This window comes from Chryseobacterium phocaeense, from assembly GCF_900169075.1.
In the GTDB taxonomy this organism is placed as follows: domain Bacteria; phylum Bacteroidota; class Bacteroidia; order Flavobacteriales; family Weeksellaceae; genus Chryseobacterium; species Chryseobacterium phocaeense.
In genome coordinates this window covers 2,096,316-2,117,020 of sequence record NZ_LT827015.1, presented here as the reverse complement: position 1 = coordinate 2,117,020, position 20,705 = coordinate 2,096,316, and the positions used below count along the sequence as shown (strand labels likewise).

Sequence of the window (20,705 nt, the reverse complement as noted above, 5' to 3'; positions counted from 1 at the left end):
CATATTGTTGCAGTAACAAATATAATCTTTATTTTTGAAACAATATTGCATTAACGGAATTATTAAACTATGATTAAAATAGATAATACAAGCAAATCCTATAATGGTAAAAGGGCTGTAACAGAGCTCTCCCTGGCTGTGAAAGAAGGAGAAATCTACGGACTTCTTGGCCCGAACGGAGCCGGTAAATCCACCACACTGAATATGCTGCTGGGCTTCTTAAAGCCGGATACCGGGACCATTACGATCAATTATGTCAATACAAGCACCGATGCCGGAAAAGCGAGGGAAATGATCGGATATATTCCTGAAAATGTAAACCTCTACCCCTATTTAACAGGAATCGAAAACCTTTACTATTTCTGTAAGCTGGCAGGCAGGGACTATACGACAGAAGAACTTTCCGGTATTCTTTCGGATTGCGGGCTCCAAAAGGATGCTCATCATAAAAAGACAGGTGCCTATTCTAAAGGAATGAGACAGAAGGTTGGTATTGCCATTGCCTATGCAAAAAAAGCTAAAGTATACCTGTTGGATGAACCTGCAAGCGGCCTGGATCCTATGGCAAGCAATGAACTTTCTGCTTTGCTTAAAAAATTGGCCGATGAAGGAGCTGCTATTTTAATGGCATCCCATGATATTTTCAGGGTCAGGGAAACCTGCAGCCGTATCGGAATTCTCAAAAACGGGATTTTGGTTAAAGAAATGAATACAGAAGGCGTAACAGCCGGCGAGCTTGAAAAAATATACCTGGATTATATGCATGGCTGATTCAGCTTCCATTGGGCATTACCAGAAGTACTGATACAATATAGACAGAGGAAAATTACAATTATTTATTGCAATAATGTTGCGTTATTTAAAATAATGTTTATTTTTGCTACAATGTTGCAATAGTAATTGACTTACTCAGCATTTTTGAATATAATAAATGACGAACCTAAAAATTATAACTTTCGTAGCTCAGCAGGAATTCAGGGCATTTCGTGAAAACGGACTGAAAATATTCGTCGTGTTTTATATTCTGATTTTGCTGGGAGTCTGGGGAAGCAATTATGCACAGCTGCGGACCGCTTCGTTCAAAAATAACCAGGCAAAAGAGGCTATCGATAAAGAATGGAAAGAACAGAACCGGGAAAATCACAGCGCAGCACACTGGGGAACTTTCCTTTTTAAACCGGTGAATTATCTCTCCCTTCTGGAATCGGGAACAGGCATTTATTCAGAAAATTATTACAGAGTGGAAGCCCACAAGCGTCCGCAATTACATTCATACAGACTGCCGGATCTTCAGGCTTTTATGAGGAGGCCGGACCTTAATACTGCATTTTTTTTTCAGTGGCTGATGCCGTTATTCATCATTGGTTTGGGATTTTCGTCTATCTCGTCCGAACGTGAAAAAGGTTTCTTAAAGCTTTTATCCGTTCAGGGCGCATCACTGGGACATCTGGTTACCGGAAAATTCATAGCGCTTTATCTGGCAGTTCTTTTATTCACGATTCCTCCTTTTTTAATAATGATCGGAGGCTTGATTTATGAAAATGAACCTTTAAATCATCTGGTCAGGGCTTTGTGCTGGATCAGCTTATATGCGGTTTATTTCTTTCTTATTTCCGGGGTGGTGCTTTTGATTTCAGCATTCAGCCGTTCCTCATGGTCTTCACTGATGGCCTGTATTACCGTGTGGATCTTATGTGTTCTTCTGATTCCAAAGTTCAGCAGCTCTGCGGCTGATGGAAAATATCCGCTGCCGTCCTACCATGAATTTGAACATCAGATTAAAACCGGTTTCGATAAAGGACTTGGAAATGATGGTGAATACACAACACGGTCTGAGACCTATCTCAAAAAACACCTGAAACAGTTTCATGCAGACAGCATCAGCCAATTGCCCGAGAAGATCAGATTTGCCCTGGACCTTATCCAGGCAGAAGCCTATGAAAACAGAGTGAACCGATACTATTCCAAAAAGGTGGAAGCGAAATTTGAGCAGCAGCAGACGTTTATAGATGCTATGGGAATTCTGAATCCGTTTATTGCCGTGCAGCAGCTTTCTATGGCTTTTGCAGGAACTGACGTTTCCCATCATATTGATTTTTTCAATAAGGCCGAATTATACAGAAATGCAACCATGGACCGGCTTAATCAGCGGGAACTGGAACTTGCCATATCTGAAAAAGGCCGGTTGAGCAATAAAGATTTTTACAGCAGCCTTCCTGAATTCAGGTACGAATTTCCTTCTGTGGGAGCTGTTATTAAAGATCATACAGCAGCAGTTTTTTCATTGTTGCTTTGGATGGGAGCATTAATCTTTTCATTCATGATCATTATCAAACGAAATTATGTAAGCTATGAAGGATAAGATGGTGCTTTTCTTATACGAGTGGAAGCATATTTTCCGGCAGCCGGCAGTGTGGACCCTGTTTTTTTTCTTCTTTGTGATTGGAGGATATGCTGTGTATTCAGGGAATGTACTTACTCAAAAGAAACTGAATGCCATCCAGGAGGCTAAAAAAGAATCGCTCAAGGACTACCGCAATACACTGCTTGCTTTTACAGATACGGCAAGTGTTGAGAAAAAACAGCAGGCAGAGAATGCAGGAAATCCATACGTCATAGATTACAGATTTCCCCGCATTGCTTATGACAATCCCTATCCTCTTACCGGTCTTGCCACCGGAATAAAAGACATTACCCCGGTTTCGGAAAAAGTAAATTATTATACGGATTATGCTTCTGTAGATAGGGAAATGACTAACCCAGCCATACTTTTTGAAGGACGGCTGGATCTGGTGTATGTTAACCTTTATCTGATTCCGTTATTGATTATTGTACTGGTATACAATGTGATTTCTTCCGAAAAAGAAAAAGGGATCAGCAGTCTGCTGATTGTTCAGGGCGGCACCCTGAAACGGGTTCTGTTTGGGAAATTACTGTCCCGGCTGATTATTGTTTTTTCAGCCGCCTTGCTGATTAATATTTCAGGGATGCTCTTGTCTCCGTCAGGTGCTCCCTCATTCCAGGATGCCTTTATGTGGTGCTTTTTGGTTTTTTCATATACTGTGTTATGGTTTGCACTGTGTTTTCTTATTATTTCAATGGATAGGAACAGTGTATTCAATTTATTCTCATGTATGGCATTCTGGATTTTCTTTTTGTTCCTGCTTCCTTTGCTCATCAACAAAACTGCACAGATGAAGTATCCGTCGGATCTTAAACTTCTGGACCTTGAGGAAAAGGACAGGCAGATCAGTGATGAGGTCTGGGCGATGAAACCTAAAATGGTTGTGGACAGTTTTTACAGGAACTTCCCGGAGTATGCTTCCGTGTATACTCCTTCAGACACAATTGATAATCAGAACGATGCTTTTTTTGCAGGCTATTATTACATCAAGCAGAAACGGATGAAAGCCGTCATTGATTCTCTGTGGAAAGGTGATAACAATGCCAATCAGATGGCACTCAGGCTTATAAAATACAATCCCGTTCAGAGTACGGAACATCTTTTTACCCTTTTGGCGCGTACAAGCAGAGCTGATTATTCCAGGTACAAACAGGATGTAAAAGATTTTCAGAAGGTATGGCAGACCCGTTTTTTTGATAAGGTCTTTTCCGTAAAGAATGGTAAAAGAACCCTTTCCGGATTCTCGCCGGATGAACTTAAAACACTTCCTTCGTTCACCTTGAAGTATCACAGCATCAGCATCTCAGATTTCGTATACGGGATTTTGGCTGTATGGATCGTTAGTGTGATATGCTTCACCGGAGGATTGGTATTCATCAGAAAATTTAAACAATAAATATTGAAAAAATGAAGAAGAACTACGTCCTGGTGGCGGCTGTCCTTTTGGGAATGTTTTCTTTAACGGATGCTCAGGAGAAAAAAGACTCTGTTGCTGCGGAGAAAATAGATGAGGTCATCCTCACGGCTATGAAGCAGATCAAAACAGACAGCCTTTCCGAAAACCTGAAACGGAATGATAAGCTGCTGGAAATTCCCCAGAATATTGTCAGCATCAAAAGCAATCTGCTTAATCTTCAGGGAGCTTTCGATGCTCAGGACGCGTTACGGAATGTCAGCGGAATTTACATCAGCGATGCTACAGGTGCAGGAAATGTTTTTGCAGGCACTTTCAATGCCCAGTTGCGGGGATTCAGTCCGGTGAGTACATTCAGGAATGGGCTTCCTTCATTTGCAGGAGGTCTTTCACAGGAGGATGTTTCGCTGATAGAGCAGGTGGATGTCATCAAGGGTCCAGCAGGTTTCGTTAATTCCATGGGAACAGGAGGAGGATCTTTAAATATCAATACCAAGGCACCCCGGAATCACAGAATCGGAGAAGCTACTATTACTGCGGGAAGTTTTGGATTTTACAGGGCTGCTGTAGACCTTGGAAGTGCAGTGAAGGAGAAAGGGTTTTCTTTCCGGTTCAATGCTGCTTATGAATCCCAGGGCTATCATGCTGAATATGCCAAACGCAGGAAGTTCGTGGTAGCACCCGTTGTTCAGTATAATATCAGTAAAAACACATTCCTGCTTGCAGAATGGAACATGATTTTAGGCAGAGCCATGGAATCAAGTAATTTTATCCAGTATGAAACTGAAAACAGGGTTCAGAAGCATCCCTGGAATGCCAATTACCAGGGGGATCCCAATTTGCCCACTTCAAAACTTGACGAACATTACGGAAGATTGGTGTTCCAGCATCAGCTGAATGATCAATGGAAAATAATTTCCCAGTCTTCCATTAAAAGTACACCATTGGACCAGTGGAGTATTCTCGGGGAAACGGGCTACACTCCGCCTATATTTGATGATGCAGGGAATGCACTCCGTTCAAGCCTCAGAAATAAGCAGAAATACCTTACATACAATACCCAGCTGTTTGTCAGTGGAAAATATAGTATAAGTCCGAAGATTGTGCATACCGTGCTGGCCGGAATAGATTTTAACAGCAGTAAAAGCGATACGGAACATATCCAGGGGATTAACAAGTTTGTTTTTAACCGAAATGAACTGAATTATGGAATTGACCGTGACCTTCTGACCCAGCCTGAAGCTGATGACCAGATTGATTATACGACTTCACAGGACAAAACAATAGGCGGCTATGTTTATAATACATTCAGATTCTGGAACCGTTTAATTGTTGATGCGGGGTTCCGTTACAGTGAAAACAGGCGGGAACGTTATCTTAAAGGTCCTTATTCTCCCGACGGAGATAGCAAAATATACAGACACCATGCCTTTAATCCAAGGGTTGGGGTCACTTATCTGATCCAAAAAGATTTTGCAGCTTACTTTTCCTACGACCAAAGTTTTGATCCTATGGCTGGAACGGATCCGCAGGGAAAAGAATGGAAACCGCTGGAAAGCTACAATACGGAATTCGGATTGAAAAAGGACTGGTTTGATGGTATTTTGTCAACTTCGGTAAGTGCGTACAGGATTATCAGGAATAACTCGTTCTCACAAAATCCGGCAACAGGTCTGATGACCCAGCTCAATCAGGTGAGAAATCAAGGGATAGAAATTGATGTGATCGGTTCTATTTATCCGAATATTACTTTAACGGCAAACTATTCCTACATCAATTCTGTATACTCCAAAGATCCTTATGCGTCTGAACTTGTAGGGCAAAGGTTTTCAAGTGTTCCAAGACATCAGCTTAATGCCTGGGTAATGTACAAATTCCAGAAAGGAAAACTGAACGGACTTTCCCTGGCTTTAGGAGAGGCCGCTGCAATGGTTCGTGAAACCGATGTTCCCGGGGTTCGTATCCCGGATTTTATAAAGCTGGATGCCAGCATTATGTATCAGTACAAAAAATGGTTTGTCCGCGGAATCTTTGATAACCTGACCAATAAACGTTATATCACAGACGGAAATGTACAGGCGAGATACAATGCCGATTGGTCTGCTGTGGTAGGAGAATCCTGGATGTATAAGGAAAGTAACCCTTTCAATTTTAAATTTCAAATAGGAGTGAAATTTTAACATTTAAATGCAACTTTGTTGCAATAAAATACGTATCTTTACAACAAGGGAAAGCCGAAAACCTTATAGAGTAGGCCCAATTAAAAAATGTTTTATTATGGAAAACAACAAAAAAATGAAGCTAAACATCGAGGATCTTAAAATCGAAAGCTTCGTAACAGCACTGGACAAAGATCTGTCCAAAAAATTACAAGGTGGTTTGGGAATTTCTCCTGCAGGAGACCATGATCACCCGACTCACACTATAAAAACTCAGGACAGACTTCACGTTTGCGGAACTGTTCAGTGCTAATTATAGGAAGAGACTCATTAGGGGCTGCTTTATTCGTAAAGCGGCCTTTTTTATGTGATGAACAGGAGAGTTAAAAATGTTTAGTAAAATATACTTTTTTTGAAACATTAAGATCAATGAAGGAGATAAGATTAGTTAAGTTAAATCTAAAAGATTTTTAAGTGATACTCCTTAAAGCGAAGCTTAAACTTAATATTCTTAAAACCTTAATGTCATCTTAATGGTTCAATTTTTTATATCTCGCGGATCAGGGAGATTCAGCAGATTTTTTAGGATAATGAATAAAAATCTTTGATTTTTTCTAAAGCTTCTGTTAACTTTTATGCATTCTAAAATTAAACTTCAAATTACTAAAGTGTTTAAACTTTTGTCCCTTTTGTGGTTAATATTTAATTTCCCTCGGGTTTCACAGATTTCTACAAATGATTGCGGATATTTTTGAAACATTAAGATCAATGAAGGGGATAAGATTAGTTAAGGGAAATCTAAAAGATTTTTTAAGTGATACTCCTTAAAGCGAAGCCTAAACTTAATATTCTTAAAACCTTAATTTCATCTTAATTGTTCAATTTTTTATCTCTCGCGGATCAAGGAGATTCAGCAGATTTTGTAGAATGCTGAATAAAAATCTTTGATTTTTTCTAAAGCTTCTGTTAACTTTTATGCATTCTAATATTAAACTTCAATTATTAAAGTGATTAAAAACTTTTGTCCCTTTTGTGGTTAATATTTTATTTCCCTCGGATTTCACAGGTTCCACAAATGATTGCGGATATTTTTGAAACATTAAGATCAATGAAGGAGATAAGATTAGTTAAGGGAAATCTAAAGATTTTTTAAATGATACTCCTTAAAGCGAAGCTTAAACTTAATATTCTTAAAACCTTAATTTCATCTTAATGGTTCAAATTTTTTATCTCTCGCAGATTAAACAGATAGAGCAGATTTTTTAGGATAATGAATAAAAATCTTTGATTTTTTCTAAAGCTTCTGTGTACTTTTATGCATTCTAATATTAAACTTCAAATTACTAAAGTGTTTAAAAACTTTTGTCCCTTTTGTGGTTAATATTTAATTTCCGTCGGGTTTCACAGATTTCTACAAATGATTGCGGATATTTTTGAAACATTAAGATCAATGAAGGAGATAAGATTAGTTAAGTTAAATCTAAAAGATTTTTAAGTGATACTCCTTAAAGCGAAGCTTAAACTTAATATTCTTAAAACCTTAATTTCATCTTAATGGTTCAATTTTTTATCTCTCGCGGATCAAACAGATTCAGCAGATTTTGTAGAATGATAAATAAAAAGCTTATGTGAACTTTTATGCATTCTAAAATTAAACGTCAAATTACTGAAGTGTTTAAAAACTTTTGTCCCTTTTGTGTTTCATATTTTGTCTCCCTCAGATTTCTCAGATTTTCAAGGATTATTGCGGGTAGATAATTAAAAAAGGCTTCGACTCCGCTCAGCCTGACAGCGTTCCTACTATGTGTGAGGCTATTTCATTGTCAGGCTGAGCGGAGTCGAAGCCTCTCTGATTCTTCATAACAGTTTTATTTTATAATTCTTACAAAATAATTCGTGAGTAACTCCTCGATCTGTTCCAGTAATTTCTCTTGAATATATTCCTTTTCAATTTCATAATACTGAAAATGTTCTGTCATTTCTTCAATGCTTAAAGGTGTTTCCAACAGCTGAAGAACTGCCGATGGAAAAGGATTCAGCATAAGATGGAAAACATCCTGATCCGTGCTGTAAAAAATATTCATATATTTTCCGGGACCAGATTCTTTGCTGTTTTCTGCCTTCCAGTTCCATTTGGATTCGTACAGGCTAATAAACGGGGTACGGATAAAACGTTTTTTTTTATCATTTGAATGGTCAGCCAGTTCCTTTTTTAGGATAGCTAACCGGGTTTGAAAGCATAGAGAACCTTTATGTTTCATTTGGATACCGATTTTAAACTTTTCAAGCTGATGGAGATCTGATAAATAATCTGCTTCATTTTCGGGTAAACACATAATGTTTTCCAGCAAAGCACAGCCAAATTCTTCAATAGTATCGGAATGATACGAGGAATCCTTCACCGGGGTAAATGTTTTCAGAAGTTTCAGGGTTTCGGGATAATGCCGGTCAAAAAACTGTTTTTTGAACCGGAAGCCTTTAAATAAAGTGCTACGTTTTGTTTCGGGAAGTTCAGGATGAAGAATAGAGTTAAAAGATTTACTCTTTATCATCTGTAATATCGAAAATCCTATACCTGCAGTCCCCGTCATAAGACCGAGGTCTTCAGAATTTTGAACGCCCCATCCCGAATGTTGATGCGATTTGCTTTTTTTTAAGCCTTCCAGAGTAATTTCAGCAGCAAGTTGTAAAGCCTCCTGGTCATCAAAAGCCTGGTGATACTGCAGCATAAAATCAGACAGGCCGCCATAACCGCTAAACAGAATATGATTCCGTTTAGATCTTGTCAGGATATCATTTTTGCACCGCTCAAATATTTTTTCACAGTCTTTTTTATAGGATGGATCAGCTGTCATCCGGAATGCGGAAATCCTTGCATTTCCTATACCACAGGCACCGTGTGCCCATGCATTCAGATCGAAATCTTCCGGAAGAAAAGTGTTTTTGTTCCAGTCAAATAAATCGGGTAGATCGTTTTTGGAGGCTTCCCACCTTAGATCCATCCAGTTATTCTTGAAAGGATCATAATAAAGGTCTTCGTAACGGAATGCCTGTTCAGCAAACCAGATCAATTCGGGATGGTCAAAATATTTTCCCAATTGCAACAGGCAGAAGCCAATTCCTGCATTGCCATGCGAAAATCCGCAGAGGGAATCCATGGATAGATGGTTTTTTCCCCATTTAATTCCCGATTCTGCTACCTGGGATTTTTCTAAAAGGCTAGTGGTTAAAGTCACAATATCCTCACCAGTTTCCCGGTCTTCTGTATAATGATAGAGCATACAAACGGACATCAGAATTCCTGAAATTCCAATCAGCAGATCTTCGGTTTGTTCTGCAAGTATTCTTTCCCGGTACTTCCGGTAAAGGTTCAAAGCTTGGTCAAGATATAAATTTTTTCCTGTGACGCGGAATAGCTTCAACCCCAGATAAACGACACCGGTTATCCCATCATAAAGGCTTGGATTGGATATCGTATCTTCTATCGAATGCTGATAGATTTTTGCAAATGATCTTTCTGCGGTTGTAAGGTCGTTTTCGTTCCCATAGTTTTCGTAAAGGATCAGAAAAAACCAGGCAATTCCTCCCGTACCATTCCATAAAGAGGGATTGAAATGATACGAAAAATCTCCGTTATCATCAAGAGAAATGGTATCCCAATAGAATCCGTAATCATCTTTTTTCATTCTGGAAAGAAGGAATTCACTGATTTCATTCAGCCCGGATTGCAGCTCGTGAAGTTCAGGATTTGTCGCCATAGTTTTTGATTAAAGGAATGATACGCATGATGAGAAAAAGGATATAGGATTCTTCGGCATTCACTATTCCCAAACGGTTATTCGCCATATGGATACAACTGAGTAAAGCTTCGTCTAAGGCTTCAGGAGGCAGCCGGGATTGAGAATAGTTTGCAAAAACATTCCTGTTTGAAGTGAGAAATTGCTGCAAATAGAAATCTTCACTCATCTCTGTTGAATTCCAGAATTCTGTAAGATTTTCAGCCAATAAGGTCTGATAGGCATTAAACTGATTTTGAAAAGCATCCAATACATCTTTCCTGTTTTGTTCCTGTTCATCGGGATTCTCTGAAAACGGTACCGGAAGCCAGCTTTGCACGAACTGGTCGCACAGCTGCAGAATATGGTTTTGAGACAATTCCATGCCTTTAAAAAAAGCAAGATGCGTTTTCAAAGCAAAAAGATACCGTTCAGAAGCTGATAACGGGCTGTTTTCAACCAGATGATGCAGAATAAAACGGGATGATGCATAAAACTGGTCTTCGGCATAAGTAATCGTTTCCGTATTACCGTAACGGTCTGTTTCCGGGATGTATTGAGCTTCCTTTAATACCAAACTGCTTTTGCTGAGCTCCTCATAAACTGAGATTTGCTCTTTCAGCAAAGAAAGGAAAATAATACATTCCTCAGCATTCAGAAGCAGCCGCAGCCGGATGTGATAACCGCCTTCAAAATAACGGATAAAGAAGAATTTGACTTCTCTTTCCAGCTTTTTCTCAATATTTTGGATCAATGGATGTACAACTCCAGTCAGTACAGGGTCTGCATGATTTTCGTGAAACAGATAGTAAGTTTTCCAGATTTTTTCCATAAGGTTAGAAATTATACCATTGGATCAGGTGTTCTGCCACTCTTTCTTGATCATGATCAACGGAAGGTAAAGCTTCTTCTGTATAAATAAAGGATCCGGCCCGGTTCAGCAGCTTAATGAAAAGGTTAAATAACAAAGGCTGCTTAAAATCAATATACTGAGGCTTATAATCGTCACGGGTTCCGGCAGTTTTATCCGCGGAAGAATCTTCAGGAATATAAGACGATTGCAGATAAAGAAAGACTGAAGTAGATAAATCAATTTTTGCCAGCCACTGATGGAAACGAAGAAAATAAATACTGCTGTTTTCCTCTTTAGATTGGCGGGGAATGGCCTGGAGATCAATCAGCCAGCCTTTTCGGCGGAGGATCAGCTTTTCTTCAAAAATAATTCTTGGGAACATCCGGATGGCTTCATGGCTTAATTCTTTAGCGTAATTACGGTCGATAACCTGTATCAAAGGGTGATAACTGACATACGTGCAGGGGTTGAACAGGGACATCAGCTGATAAAGATTTGATCTGTTGGTAATGGTTTCCAGGCAGAGGTCAAAAGCATAGATTTCTTTTTTCAGGACAGTATCTATCAAATAAACCTTATCCTGATCAGCGTTATAAGCAACGGATATCCGTTCCAAAGGGATCTGCTGGGATCTTTTCATTTGGGTATTGGATGCCGGCATTTTCACTTCATAATCCAGTAAAGGCGGATGAATATTGGCATTAAAGCTGGAATCATCATTCAATTCCAGAAGCAGATGGTCAGGAAACAAGCGTTTATTATATTCCCGGTGTATTTCAGAGATTTCAGGATCAAACAGGTGAAGAAACCTGCCGCTCATCTTGCCCATTCCCTGCATCAGTCCATTCACGACGGCTTTTGTTCCGGTAACAGATGACTGGTCAAAAAGCTGGAGAAAAGCAGAACATGCCGGACATGATTGATTTGAAGAGGGAAGACCATTTAAATGCTTCATTCGAATCCTTATCTCACCAAGCGGATGTTCTTCCTGTTGAAGGTCTTTCCAGAACAGATCTGACCATACATTTTCCTGAATCTGCTCATTTTCCAGATCGGATTTATTTTTATAACGGTAATATTCATGGTAGAAAGTGATAAGAGGAACCAGCTGATCCTTGCTGTATGTAGTGGTAAAAAAGTTTTTGACGCTGTTTTTTCCCCCGGCACGTATATCAAAAGCAGATAAACGGTTGCAGAGATCTGATAATAGTTGTCCTAATCCGTTCACTGTGTTCTCATCGATGGTACTGATCTGGTTGGTGTAGGTATCTTCGTAGATAAATCCTTCCTGGCGGTAATCAACGGGAATGTAAGGCAGTTTTTCAAAACCTTCTCCGTTTCTGTATTTATTGAGGATGTAGTCCAGTACATTCTGGATTTCATCTTTGGGAAGCTTAATGATTCCGGCCTGATTTTCAAGGTCTGAAATAGTCCGGTCAAACAGGGATGAGCTTTCCTTTAAAAGAATTTCCCGTTGGGCTATTCCTGCCGTTCCAAATGCATTTTTAGCTTCCCGGAGATTCGAAACAAGCTGCCAGAGCTGTTCTGCAGCTTTATTGCCGTTTTTGTGTCCGGCCAGGAAAGATAAAAGATGACGGTCCCAATCCGGATCGATCTCGGAACATTCTAATGTCAGTTCCAGAAATCCTGAATCCACCAGTTTTAAAACATAATGTTTCAGTTCCGAAAAATCCGCTTCAATTTGTGTTGAAAGCTGCTCAATAAGTGATATCAGCGAAATATTCTCCTGAGCATCATGGATAAGCTCTTTGATATACCGGTTCACACCTCCTGCCTGAATTTCCTGGAAGACCTCAATATTGGCACAGTTCATGAGAAAACTAAAACGGTTATCTGTTTCCAGGATGCTGCTGTTGGTGTTCACAAACAATAAGCCCTGCAGATCCGGATGTCTTTCCATGAGTTTTTTTATGCGTTTCAGAAGCTTATTATTCAGTCGTATGTTGCAGTTTGGAGTGTCAGGATCATGAACCTTTGGGCTCGTTTCAGAGGTTATTTCGGTAAGCCCTAAATAGGTGAAACTGCTGAAAGGAGAGGTTTTATAAGCCATCCGGGTAAGATAGCGCAGGACACTGAATTCCATGCGTTCCTGGTCTTTGCTCAACGACTGTACATCAGCATCCCTGAAATTTTCAAGCTGTTCATAGAGATCTTTGCTGGACAAAAGAACTCCGTTTTTAAAAGGATACTCTCCGGCCAGCTCCTGAATATTTTTTCTGTGCGACCATAACCGGTTATGGAAATCCTTTTCCCAAAGCTGCTCAAACTCTTTATATTTTTGGTCTGCATTCAGCCATTCGTTCCATGAATTTTTAATGGAATCAAACGTCTCAGAAGGAATCTTTTCCGCTAAGTCCCTTGCATTCTGCCGTTTGTTAAATACCGACCGCTTCAGATTCAGCAGAAGTTTTCTTTCCTGATCATCGGAAGATTGCTGTATCAAAGTGTACAATTGATCACACAGCTTTTCATTGCAGGATTGAACATATTCCGTCATAGTTTCCCATTGATTTAATTGATCTTCAATGTTTGAATAAGATAATTTTTGTAAGCTCTTTACGGGTAAAGCTGCATACCGGGTGAAAATATAGGGTAAGATATTCAGGTTCATTGTTCCAAAGTTTATTTTCCAAGTTCAAGTTGATTTTTAACTAAATGATAATAGGCTCCTTTTGATTTTGTCAGAGATTCATGATTACCCTGTTCAACAATATTTCCTTTGTCCAGGACTATAATGTTGTCAGCATGCACTACGGTACTCAGACGGTGCGCCACGATAACGACCGTTCTGCCCAGGAAAAAACGGTTCAGGTTTTCTACGATCAGTTTTTCATTATGAGCATCCAGGGAATTGGTGGCTTCATCCAGAAATATGTAATCAGGTTCACGGTAGATGAGCCTTGCAATGAGAAGACGCTGTTTCTGGCCTTCGCTGAGGCCGGTTCCTTCACTGCCAATCTGGGTATCATAGGAAAAGGGGAGGCTTTCAATAAAATCCTGCATATTGACCATTTTACAGGCATTTCTTACCCTGTTAAGATCTTTTTCCAGGCTTCCTACCCAGATATTTCCGGCTATGGTATCGGTAAATAGGAAAGAATCCTGCATGACCGCTCCACATTGTCTGCGAAGGCTTTTGGCATTGATCAGCTTCAGATCCTGTCCGCAGAACGTGATGGTTCCCTGTGTGGGATGGAAGAATTTAAGCAGCAGTTTCAAAAGGGTGGTTTTTCCGCTTCCGCTCATACCTACAATAGCCGTCACTTTTCCGGCGGGAATGGTCAGTGATATGTGCTTTAGAACATCAGATGATAATTTTCCATAGCGGAAACTCACATCTGCCAGTTCGATGGAACCGGAGTTTCCTTTTGGTAATGCCAGCGTTGCGTGTGCATCTTCTGTTTCTTCCACTTCCACTTCGGAGATGCGCTGCAGGCTGAATTTTGCGGTCTGCATGGAACGGATGAAGTCTGATAACTGGTTGACTGTTCCGTTCAGAGCACCATACATATACGTGATGGCAAGCATTGCGCCAAGGGTCAGGTTTCCGTTGATCACGAGAGATGCGGTTAGAAAAGTCGTTAATACCCCTGTGGTTTCGTTGATAAAAAGAGCAACGCCCTGTATCCGCTGATCCAGTTTCAGGTTTTCCATTTTCACCTGGTAGGTTTCCTCCTGCATGGTTTTCCACAGCTGGTTTTTTTCCTGTTCAGCACCGGTCAGCCTTATTTCGGTCATGGCTTCGAATGTTTCTATCTGATGGCGTTGGGCATTGGCCAGCAGGCTGAAGGTACGCTGGTCGAGGCGTCTTCTTTTTTCCTCAAAAAGATTGGTCCAGAGTACACTGATGGTACTGGCGGCCAGAAACAGGATAAAAAGCTTCCAGTTATAATAACACAGCAATCCGCCGTTGACCATAAGAATAATAACGGAAAGTCCGGCGCTTACACAGTTTTTCGTAAGAAATTCCTCTACCCGTTGGTTGTCGTAGATTCTTTGAAGATTGTCTCCGCTGCTCCTGTAATCAAAGAAGGAAAGTTTCAGCTGCATAAGCTTGTCTACAAATTCATAGATCAGTTTTATACTGATATTCATTCCCAGTTTAAAAAGAATCCGGCTGCGAAAAAAATCAGTTAAAATTCTTCCGCTAAAGAGCACAAGCTGTCCTGCACAGATAATGGAAAGAAGTCCGATGTCTTTTCTGGAAACCGCCTGATCAACAACTGCCTGTGTTAACAGGGGAATGGCCAATGTGAGAAGGGTAGCGGCCAGAAGCGCTGCAATGACAAGCGTAATATTCCTGCGGTCGTCTATCCGTTTTAGCAAAGAAATTAGACTGACAGGTGGATCCGGCTGATCCTGAATATGGTTAAAAGCCTCCGTAGGCTCCACAAAGAGGGCTATACCTTTACCTTCCTGCCCGGGTACATTCCAGTGTTCCTTAAAATCCTGAATCGTATACCGCATATTCTTTCCCAGCGCAGGATTTCCGACATAAGCATGTGTCCCGCTTAGATTCCATAATACAACAAAGTGATTGTGATCCCAGTGAAGGATACACGGTAGCGGGGCTTTTTCTAATAATACCTCAAGGCTTAATTCTGCAGCCAGGGTTTTAAAACCAAGATTTTCAGAAGCATGGGTTAAACCCGATACAGAAGTTCCCTGACTGTGCACATCACAGAGTTCACGCAGATGATTCAGGGATAATTGCCTTCCGTAGAATGCTGCGAGCATCTTCAGACAGGTGGGCCCGCAATCCATGGTATCCAGCTGGCGGAAAAAAGGATATTGTTTTCTTGTGAAGAAACGGCTAATTTTTCTCAGTATTTTATTCTCCATGGGCAATCACGCAACGTAGATTTCGATGTTAACCATAAATTTTAAAAATGCAACTTTGTTACTAATGCAATTTAGTTGCAATTTAAAAAAATAATATGATTTTATGAATGCTTGAGGAATTAATTCTGAAGATTGTGAGTAAAAAGTTTTTTTTAAGTTGTTAAAAGAAGTTTCTGTAAAGCTGTACAGCCCGGAATAGGGTATAAAAAAGCTCCCGGAAATTCAGGAGCTTGGTTTTTATTTTTTGGTTTTGGAAACCTCTTTAATCAGGGTGTATTTGATGGAAGACCCGTCAGCCGGAGGATTGGCAATTTTTTCTGTTTTTACTTTCAGAACATATTCATATCCCGGTTCATAGGTAAATCCTTCAATGTTTGTGTAGAAGTTTGTCCAGTTTTCTGAAGCTTTTTCTTTTACCTGCAGACATTTCATAGGGGCTACGCCGGTACAGTCTGCAGTTTCAGGTCCTACGATGAACGTTTTTTCATCCGCTCCGGCAGTATTGGCCGTTGTGGTACATTGGGTCATTGCAAATAGTGCTACTGCAGGAACAGCTCCTTTTAGAATTGTTGCTATAATTTTCATAAACTTTATTTTAAAGCTTAGTTCGCAATTACTGTGCCGAAGTTTTTACCGTAATTCTTCTATTGTTTTTTAGTTTTTAATTATTTAATTTGAGCGCCTGTAAAAATATAATCAAAGAGCACAAACACCCAAATATCATATGGAAAATTCAATTCAATTTGAAAATTACAAAATTCAAAAACCTGAAATCTGGGCAGGAAATATTAGTGATCAGGAGCTGATTGATAAAATTAAGGATTCTGAATTCTCAAGAAGACAGATTGACGAAGGAAAGGATTACTGCTATTTCCTGGATAAAAAATATTATACAAGCAACAGAGAGAACAGCGAATATGTCTGTATGGCTTATACGCTGAATGAGCCGGGAAACCTTGAACGGGCTTCCGTTTCAGATGTTATTGTGGAAGAAAATGAAGTGTACAGTATTCACAGGATCAGTGTTCTGAGAGACGGGGTCCTGATTGATAAGATTCCGGATACGAAAATTAAAGTACTGGACAGTGAAAGCCAAAGCAGTGGTGGTATACTGAGCAGTAATAAAAAGATTAATATTACCATTAAAGACCTCAGGCTGTATGATGTACTGATTCTGGAGGATTCAAGGTTTAAAGCGTTTACCGACCGGGATTTCCTGAGAAAGGAATTTTCAAAATACGTTTGGGTGAGTCCGGATAATTACTGGGCCTACGGAAGTTTTAAATTTACATTTATCAATGAGCGTGACCAGACTATTGCCTACAAAAAAACATTCTTCAGAGATGAACAGGGTAATGTTCTGCAACCGAGTACCCACAGTTTAAAAAAGGGAGAAAGATTTGTGATAGAAGAAGAAAATTATATCAATCCGGTAGATGCTGGTCGTGAAATTTTCCCTTTTATAGATTTTGCAACGGAAGCAGAATGGAAAGACCTTTCAAATTATATTGCCCCGATCTATGATGATATTTTCAGCCGGTATACGCTGAAAGATTTTGCTCCTGATCTCGCTGAAAAGTTAGATGCTGTGAACGGGCAGGAGGAAAAGCTCCAGTTTGCTATTGAATATGTACAGAACCATATCTACTATATTTTTAATGCAGATGAAATGAATGGTCACAAGCCGCAGGAACCCTCTGTTACTTATGAGAATAAACAGGGTGACTGTAAAGCAAAATGCGTTCTGCTGAAAGTGATTTTAGATTATATCGGGGTAGATTCCACCGTGGTTCTGGTTAATTTCCATACGGATTATTACATCAAATATTATCTTCCGTCATTGCTGAGTTTTAATCATGTGGTGGTAAAAATCAGTTATAAAGGAGAGGAATATTTCATAGATGCCACTATCCGAGATGAGTTCGGACTGATAGAAAACCGCGGATTTATCTATTTTATGCATTATCTGGAAGTAAAACCAGATCAGGTGCTGCAGGAAAGAAAATCACACAAATTCCCGTATTACTGTATCGATGAAAAAGTGGAATTCAACGCTCAAAATACCACCGGAAGACTGAAGCTGACCACAATATATAAAGGCAACCGTGCCAATTCCATGAGACGGTATTTTAAAAATACCAACAAACGTGAGATTATAGATAGCTGGAACAGTTTCCTTTTTTACGGTCTGAATTATTCCAATGACAGGAACGGAACAGATGTCAGGAATATTTTCAAAGATGCTTCGATTGACATTATAAGCGATGATAAAAAACTGAATGAATTTAAAATCCAATATTCCTCTACCGTAGAAAATCCATATTATACTGATCCACAAAACAACCGTTTCCTGATGTATTTTGACAGGAATGTGATCAAGGCAAGCGCCCGGGATTTTATGCATAAAGATCTTCCTTTCTGGCATAATTTCGACAGTGAAAAGTATGAAATCAGCCTGAATACAGACCAGAAGATCGATACTGAAGAAAAATATACCGTTCAGGAAAGTACCATCAGCAATCCTTATTTTGATTATAAAAGCCGTAAAAAGATTAATAAGAACGGTGCTACGGTCACCATAGAATACAATCCGTTAGTCAATCTGGAAGTTCCCCAGGATCAGTTTGAAGCGTTCAGGGAAGATCATCATAAGGTGGCAGACAGCAATTTCGGGCTGGGAATTGATATTATCGAGCCGGGACTGATGAATAGGCTGAAATTTAATTTTAAGAAGCGGTTTAAATAGTTTAGGGTTTAAAGTTCCTGGTTTTGAGCTTAAAGTTTATTATATTAGGTTTCGGCGGCCGGAGGCCGCCGAAACCTAATATAATCATATAACAGCAAATAAAAATCTTTGATTTTTCAAAAACTTAAGTGAACTTTTTTACGTCAAATTTTAAACTTAAAATAACTTAAGTGTTAAAAAAACTTTTGTAATAAATTAATGTAAATCCTTAGAATCCTCAGTCTCCTGTGGTTTCACAGCTATCCCTCTGAATTTCTGCTTTCCAATCAGCAGCTCAAAGAACAGTCTGAAATCTGAAATCAGTGACCACAGCGGATATTTGAAGGTAGCCGGCTTATTTTTTTCAATCACAGCATGGCTGAACCAGGCAAAGCCGTAACCAAAAATCGGAATATACCACAGAAACCTTTCCTTTCCTGAACTGATCACGTACCAGATCACTACAAAAACCAGCAGGGTTCCTATAAAATGAAAGATCCTGGTTCCTGTTTTGCTGTGTTCGGTAAGATAGAACTGATAAAATTCCCCGTAAGTTTTTATTCTTTCTGACATGGCGGTATTAGTTGATAGTTTCTGTTGAGACCTATGCAATAATTCGGCCGATTTATAAGATGCAAAAAGGCTAAAAAGCAAAAAGGCAAATTTGCTGATCTGCGAATTTGCCTTTTACTGTAAATATATTTTATGCAGGTAACTGATTAACCTTGTTCATTAGCCCTTTTGCCCTTTCGCGATTTCGCTGTTTTACCTTTTCGCCTTTAACCTTTCCTCAGCTTACTATTCCTATACCCATAACAGAAGTAGATTACCAGCCCCAGGGCAAACCAAAGCCCGAACCAGAACCAGTTTTCATGGCTCATTCCTGTAAGAAGATACAAACAGGAGCTTAAACCTATTAAAGGAATTAAAGAGAAATTTTTAATAAATGCGAAAATACACAGGATAAGATTGATCACGATAAAAACAAATATCGAGGCTCTGAATTCACCTTCCTTAGGATCATTCCAGTCCATGATCGTGGTGAAAAATTCCGGCTGCCAAAGGTAAAAACCGATCAGTCCGCCGATAAAAATAACAGGAAATATGATCTTTCCGTTGATATAGGGAAGATGGAACCTGCCTTTGATCTTTTCTTTGGCGGGAAGCATTAAAACTCCTGCACAGACCAGTACGAAAGCGAAAATGGTTCCGATACTTGTAAAATCAAGGATAAAAGTTTTATCCGTAAACAGAATAGGAACACCTACGGCGATTCCTGTAATAATGGTAGCATAAGAAGGTGTTTTGTATTTTGGGTGAACCTTTTGAAACCTTTGAGGCATCAGCCCGTCGCGGCTCATGGCGTACCAGATTCTTGGCTGTCCCATCTGGAAAACCAGCAATACTGTGGTGATAGCCACAATGGCTACAAACGAAACCACAAGCTCCATCCAGGCTACATTGGCGTTGGTTTTTTCGAATATAAATGAAAGCGGGTCGCCCACACCGTCAAATTTTCTGTAATCTACCATTCCTGTAAGAACAAGGGTGAGTGCAATATAGATAAATGTACACAGTACAAGGGATATGATCATTCCTTTCGGAAGTGTTTTCTGAGGGTCTTTAGTTTCCTCTGAAAGCACACTCAGGGCGTCAAACCCGATGTATGCAAAGAAAACTCCGGACACGGCACTCATTACGCCTGCAAACCCGTTAGGCATGAAAGAAGCCACCTGGGTCTCAGGATTCACAGGGGTCCAGTTGTCTGTGTTGATGTATGCAAAGCCTACAAGAATAACCAGGACAATCACCGCTAATTTTAAAATTACTAAAGAATTATTGAAGTTTTTACTTTCCTTAACGCCTACATAACAAAGCCACGTAATAAGACCGTTGATCACCAGCGCAGGAACATCCACAATGAACTTTAAACTTCCAATCAAAGGTGCCGTTTTCCAGGCATTTAACAGTTCTTTGTTCTCTGAACCATACTGGAAAGCTTTTCTGGCTTCTGTATAACTGCAGGTGAGATAATCCGGAATATGCATGCCCAGCCGCCCTAAAAAGCTGGTGAAATAATCGGACCACGAAAAGGCTACATAAATATTCCCGAAAGAATATTCCATAATCAACGCCCATCCTATTACCCAGGCAATTAATTCCCCAAAACTGGCATAAGCATACGTGTAGGCAGAACCGGCGGTAGGAATCCTGCTGGCGAATTCAGCGTAGCATAATGCTGTGAAACCGCATGCAAAACCGCAAATCAAATACAGAAGAATCACTCCCGGGCCGCCTCTGAAAACTGCTTCGCCTAAACTGCTGAAACTTCCTGCTCCAATAATGGCCGCAATACCAAAAAAAACGATATCCCAAACACCTAAAACCCGTAAAAGACTAGTAGATGTATCTGTTTCTGAATAGTTTTTCCTTCTGAAAAGTTGATTCATTCAATATTTTATTTGAGTTTGAAAAAAAACAAATGTAATGATTTTTTATTTTGATGCTGTC

General features: G+C 39.8%; 13 protein-coding genes. 6 read left to right on the top strand and 7 right to left on the bottom strand.

What is annotated here, in order from left to right:
- Nucleotides 1-69: 69 nt before the first annotated feature.
- The 5 genes from B7E04_RS16365 to B7E04_RS16345 all read left to right on the top strand — a co-directional run bounded on the left by B7E04_RS16365 (nt 70) and on the right by B7E04_RS16345 (nt 6,290).
- Nucleotides 70-771, top strand: a complete 702-nt coding sequence (locus tag B7E04_RS16365) for an ABC transporter ATP-binding protein (RefSeq protein ID WP_080779579.1) — start codon at nt 70-72, stop codon at nt 769-771.
- Nucleotides 772-931: 160 nt separating this feature from the next.
- Entirely contained in the window at nt 932-2,362 is a 1,431-nt protein-coding gene (locus tag B7E04_RS16360) for a DUF3526 domain-containing protein (protein WP_080779578.1), read from the top strand.
- On the top strand, nt 2,352-3,800 hold the full coding sequence (locus B7E04_RS16355) for an ABC transporter permease (protein WP_080779577.1): 1,449 nt from the start codon (nt 2,352-2,354) through the stop codon (nt 3,798-3,800). The genes B7E04_RS16360 and B7E04_RS16355 overlap by 11 nt, the downstream gene beginning before the upstream one ends.
- 11 nt (nt 3,801-3,811) lie before the next feature.
- Nucleotides 3,812-5,998: a TonB-dependent siderophore receptor gene (locus tag B7E04_RS16350; protein WP_080779576.1), complete on the top strand. Its 2,187-nt coding sequence runs from the start codon at nt 3,812-3,814 to the stop codon at nt 5,996-5,998.
- A gap of 97 nt (nt 5,999-6,095) precedes the next feature.
- Nucleotides 6,096-6,290: a pinensin family lanthipeptide gene (locus tag B7E04_RS16345; protein WP_062647783.1), complete on the top strand. Its 195-nt coding sequence runs from the start codon at nt 6,096-6,098 to the stop codon at nt 6,288-6,290.
- A 1,555-nt stretch (nt 6,291-7,845) separates the two neighbouring features.
- Here B7E04_RS16345 and B7E04_RS16340 read toward each other — a convergent pair.
- The 5 genes from B7E04_RS16340 to B7E04_RS16320 form a co-directional block, all read right to left on the bottom strand.
- A complete protein-coding gene (locus tag B7E04_RS16340) occupies nt 7,846-9,735 on the bottom strand; it encodes a lanthionine synthetase LanC family protein (RefSeq protein ID WP_080779575.1) in 1,890 nt (629 codons plus the stop codon).
- Nucleotides 9,719-10,585 (bottom strand): thiopeptide-type bacteriocin biosynthesis protein, encoded by an 867-nt coding sequence (locus B7E04_RS16335; RefSeq protein WP_080779574.1) that lies wholly within the window; start codon nt 10,583-10,585, stop codon nt 9,719-9,721. The genes B7E04_RS16340 and B7E04_RS16335 overlap by 17 nt, the downstream gene beginning before the upstream one ends.
- Nucleotides 10,586-10,589: 4 nt before the next feature.
- Complete coding sequence (locus tag B7E04_RS16330; RefSeq protein ID WP_080779573.1) at nt 10,590-13,238, bottom strand: lantibiotic dehydratase; 2,649 nt, start codon at nt 13,236-13,238, stop codon at nt 10,590-10,592.
- Between the two features lie 11 nt (nt 13,239-13,249).
- Nucleotides 13,250-15,469: a peptidase domain-containing ABC transporter gene (locus B7E04_RS16325; protein WP_080779572.1), complete on the bottom strand. Its 2,220-nt coding sequence runs from the start codon at nt 15,467-15,469 to the stop codon at nt 13,250-13,252.
- 237 nt (nt 15,470-15,706) lie between these two features.
- Nucleotides 15,707-16,054, bottom strand: coding sequence for a DUF4377 domain-containing protein (locus B7E04_RS16320; RefSeq protein ID WP_062647772.1), 348 nt, complete (start codon nt 16,052-16,054; stop codon nt 15,707-15,709).
- 139 nt (nt 16,055-16,193) lie between these two features.
- Here B7E04_RS16320 and B7E04_RS16315 point away from each other — a divergent pair, with 139 nt between their 5' ends.
- Nucleotides 16,194-18,215 carry a DUF3857 domain-containing protein gene (locus B7E04_RS16315; RefSeq protein WP_080779571.1) on the top strand — a complete coding sequence of 674 codons (2,022 nt, stop codon included), beginning with the start codon at nt 16,194-16,196 and terminating at the stop codon, nt 18,213-18,215.
- 195 nt (nt 18,216-18,410) lie between these two features.
- Here B7E04_RS16315 and B7E04_RS16310 read toward each other — a convergent pair whose 3' ends face one another.
- Both B7E04_RS16310 and B7E04_RS16305 read right to left on the bottom strand, forming a co-directional pair.
- Nucleotides 18,411-18,767: an Mpo1-like protein gene (locus B7E04_RS16310; RefSeq protein WP_080779570.1), complete on the bottom strand. Its 357-nt coding sequence runs from the start codon at nt 18,765-18,767 to the stop codon at nt 18,411-18,413.
- A gap of 206 nt (nt 18,768-18,973) precedes the next feature.
- Nucleotides 18,974-20,644: an APC family permease gene (locus tag B7E04_RS16305; protein ID WP_080779569.1), complete on the bottom strand. Its 1,671-nt coding sequence runs from the start codon at nt 20,642-20,644 to the stop codon at nt 18,974-18,976.
- Nucleotides 20,645-20,705 lie beyond the last annotated feature (61 nt).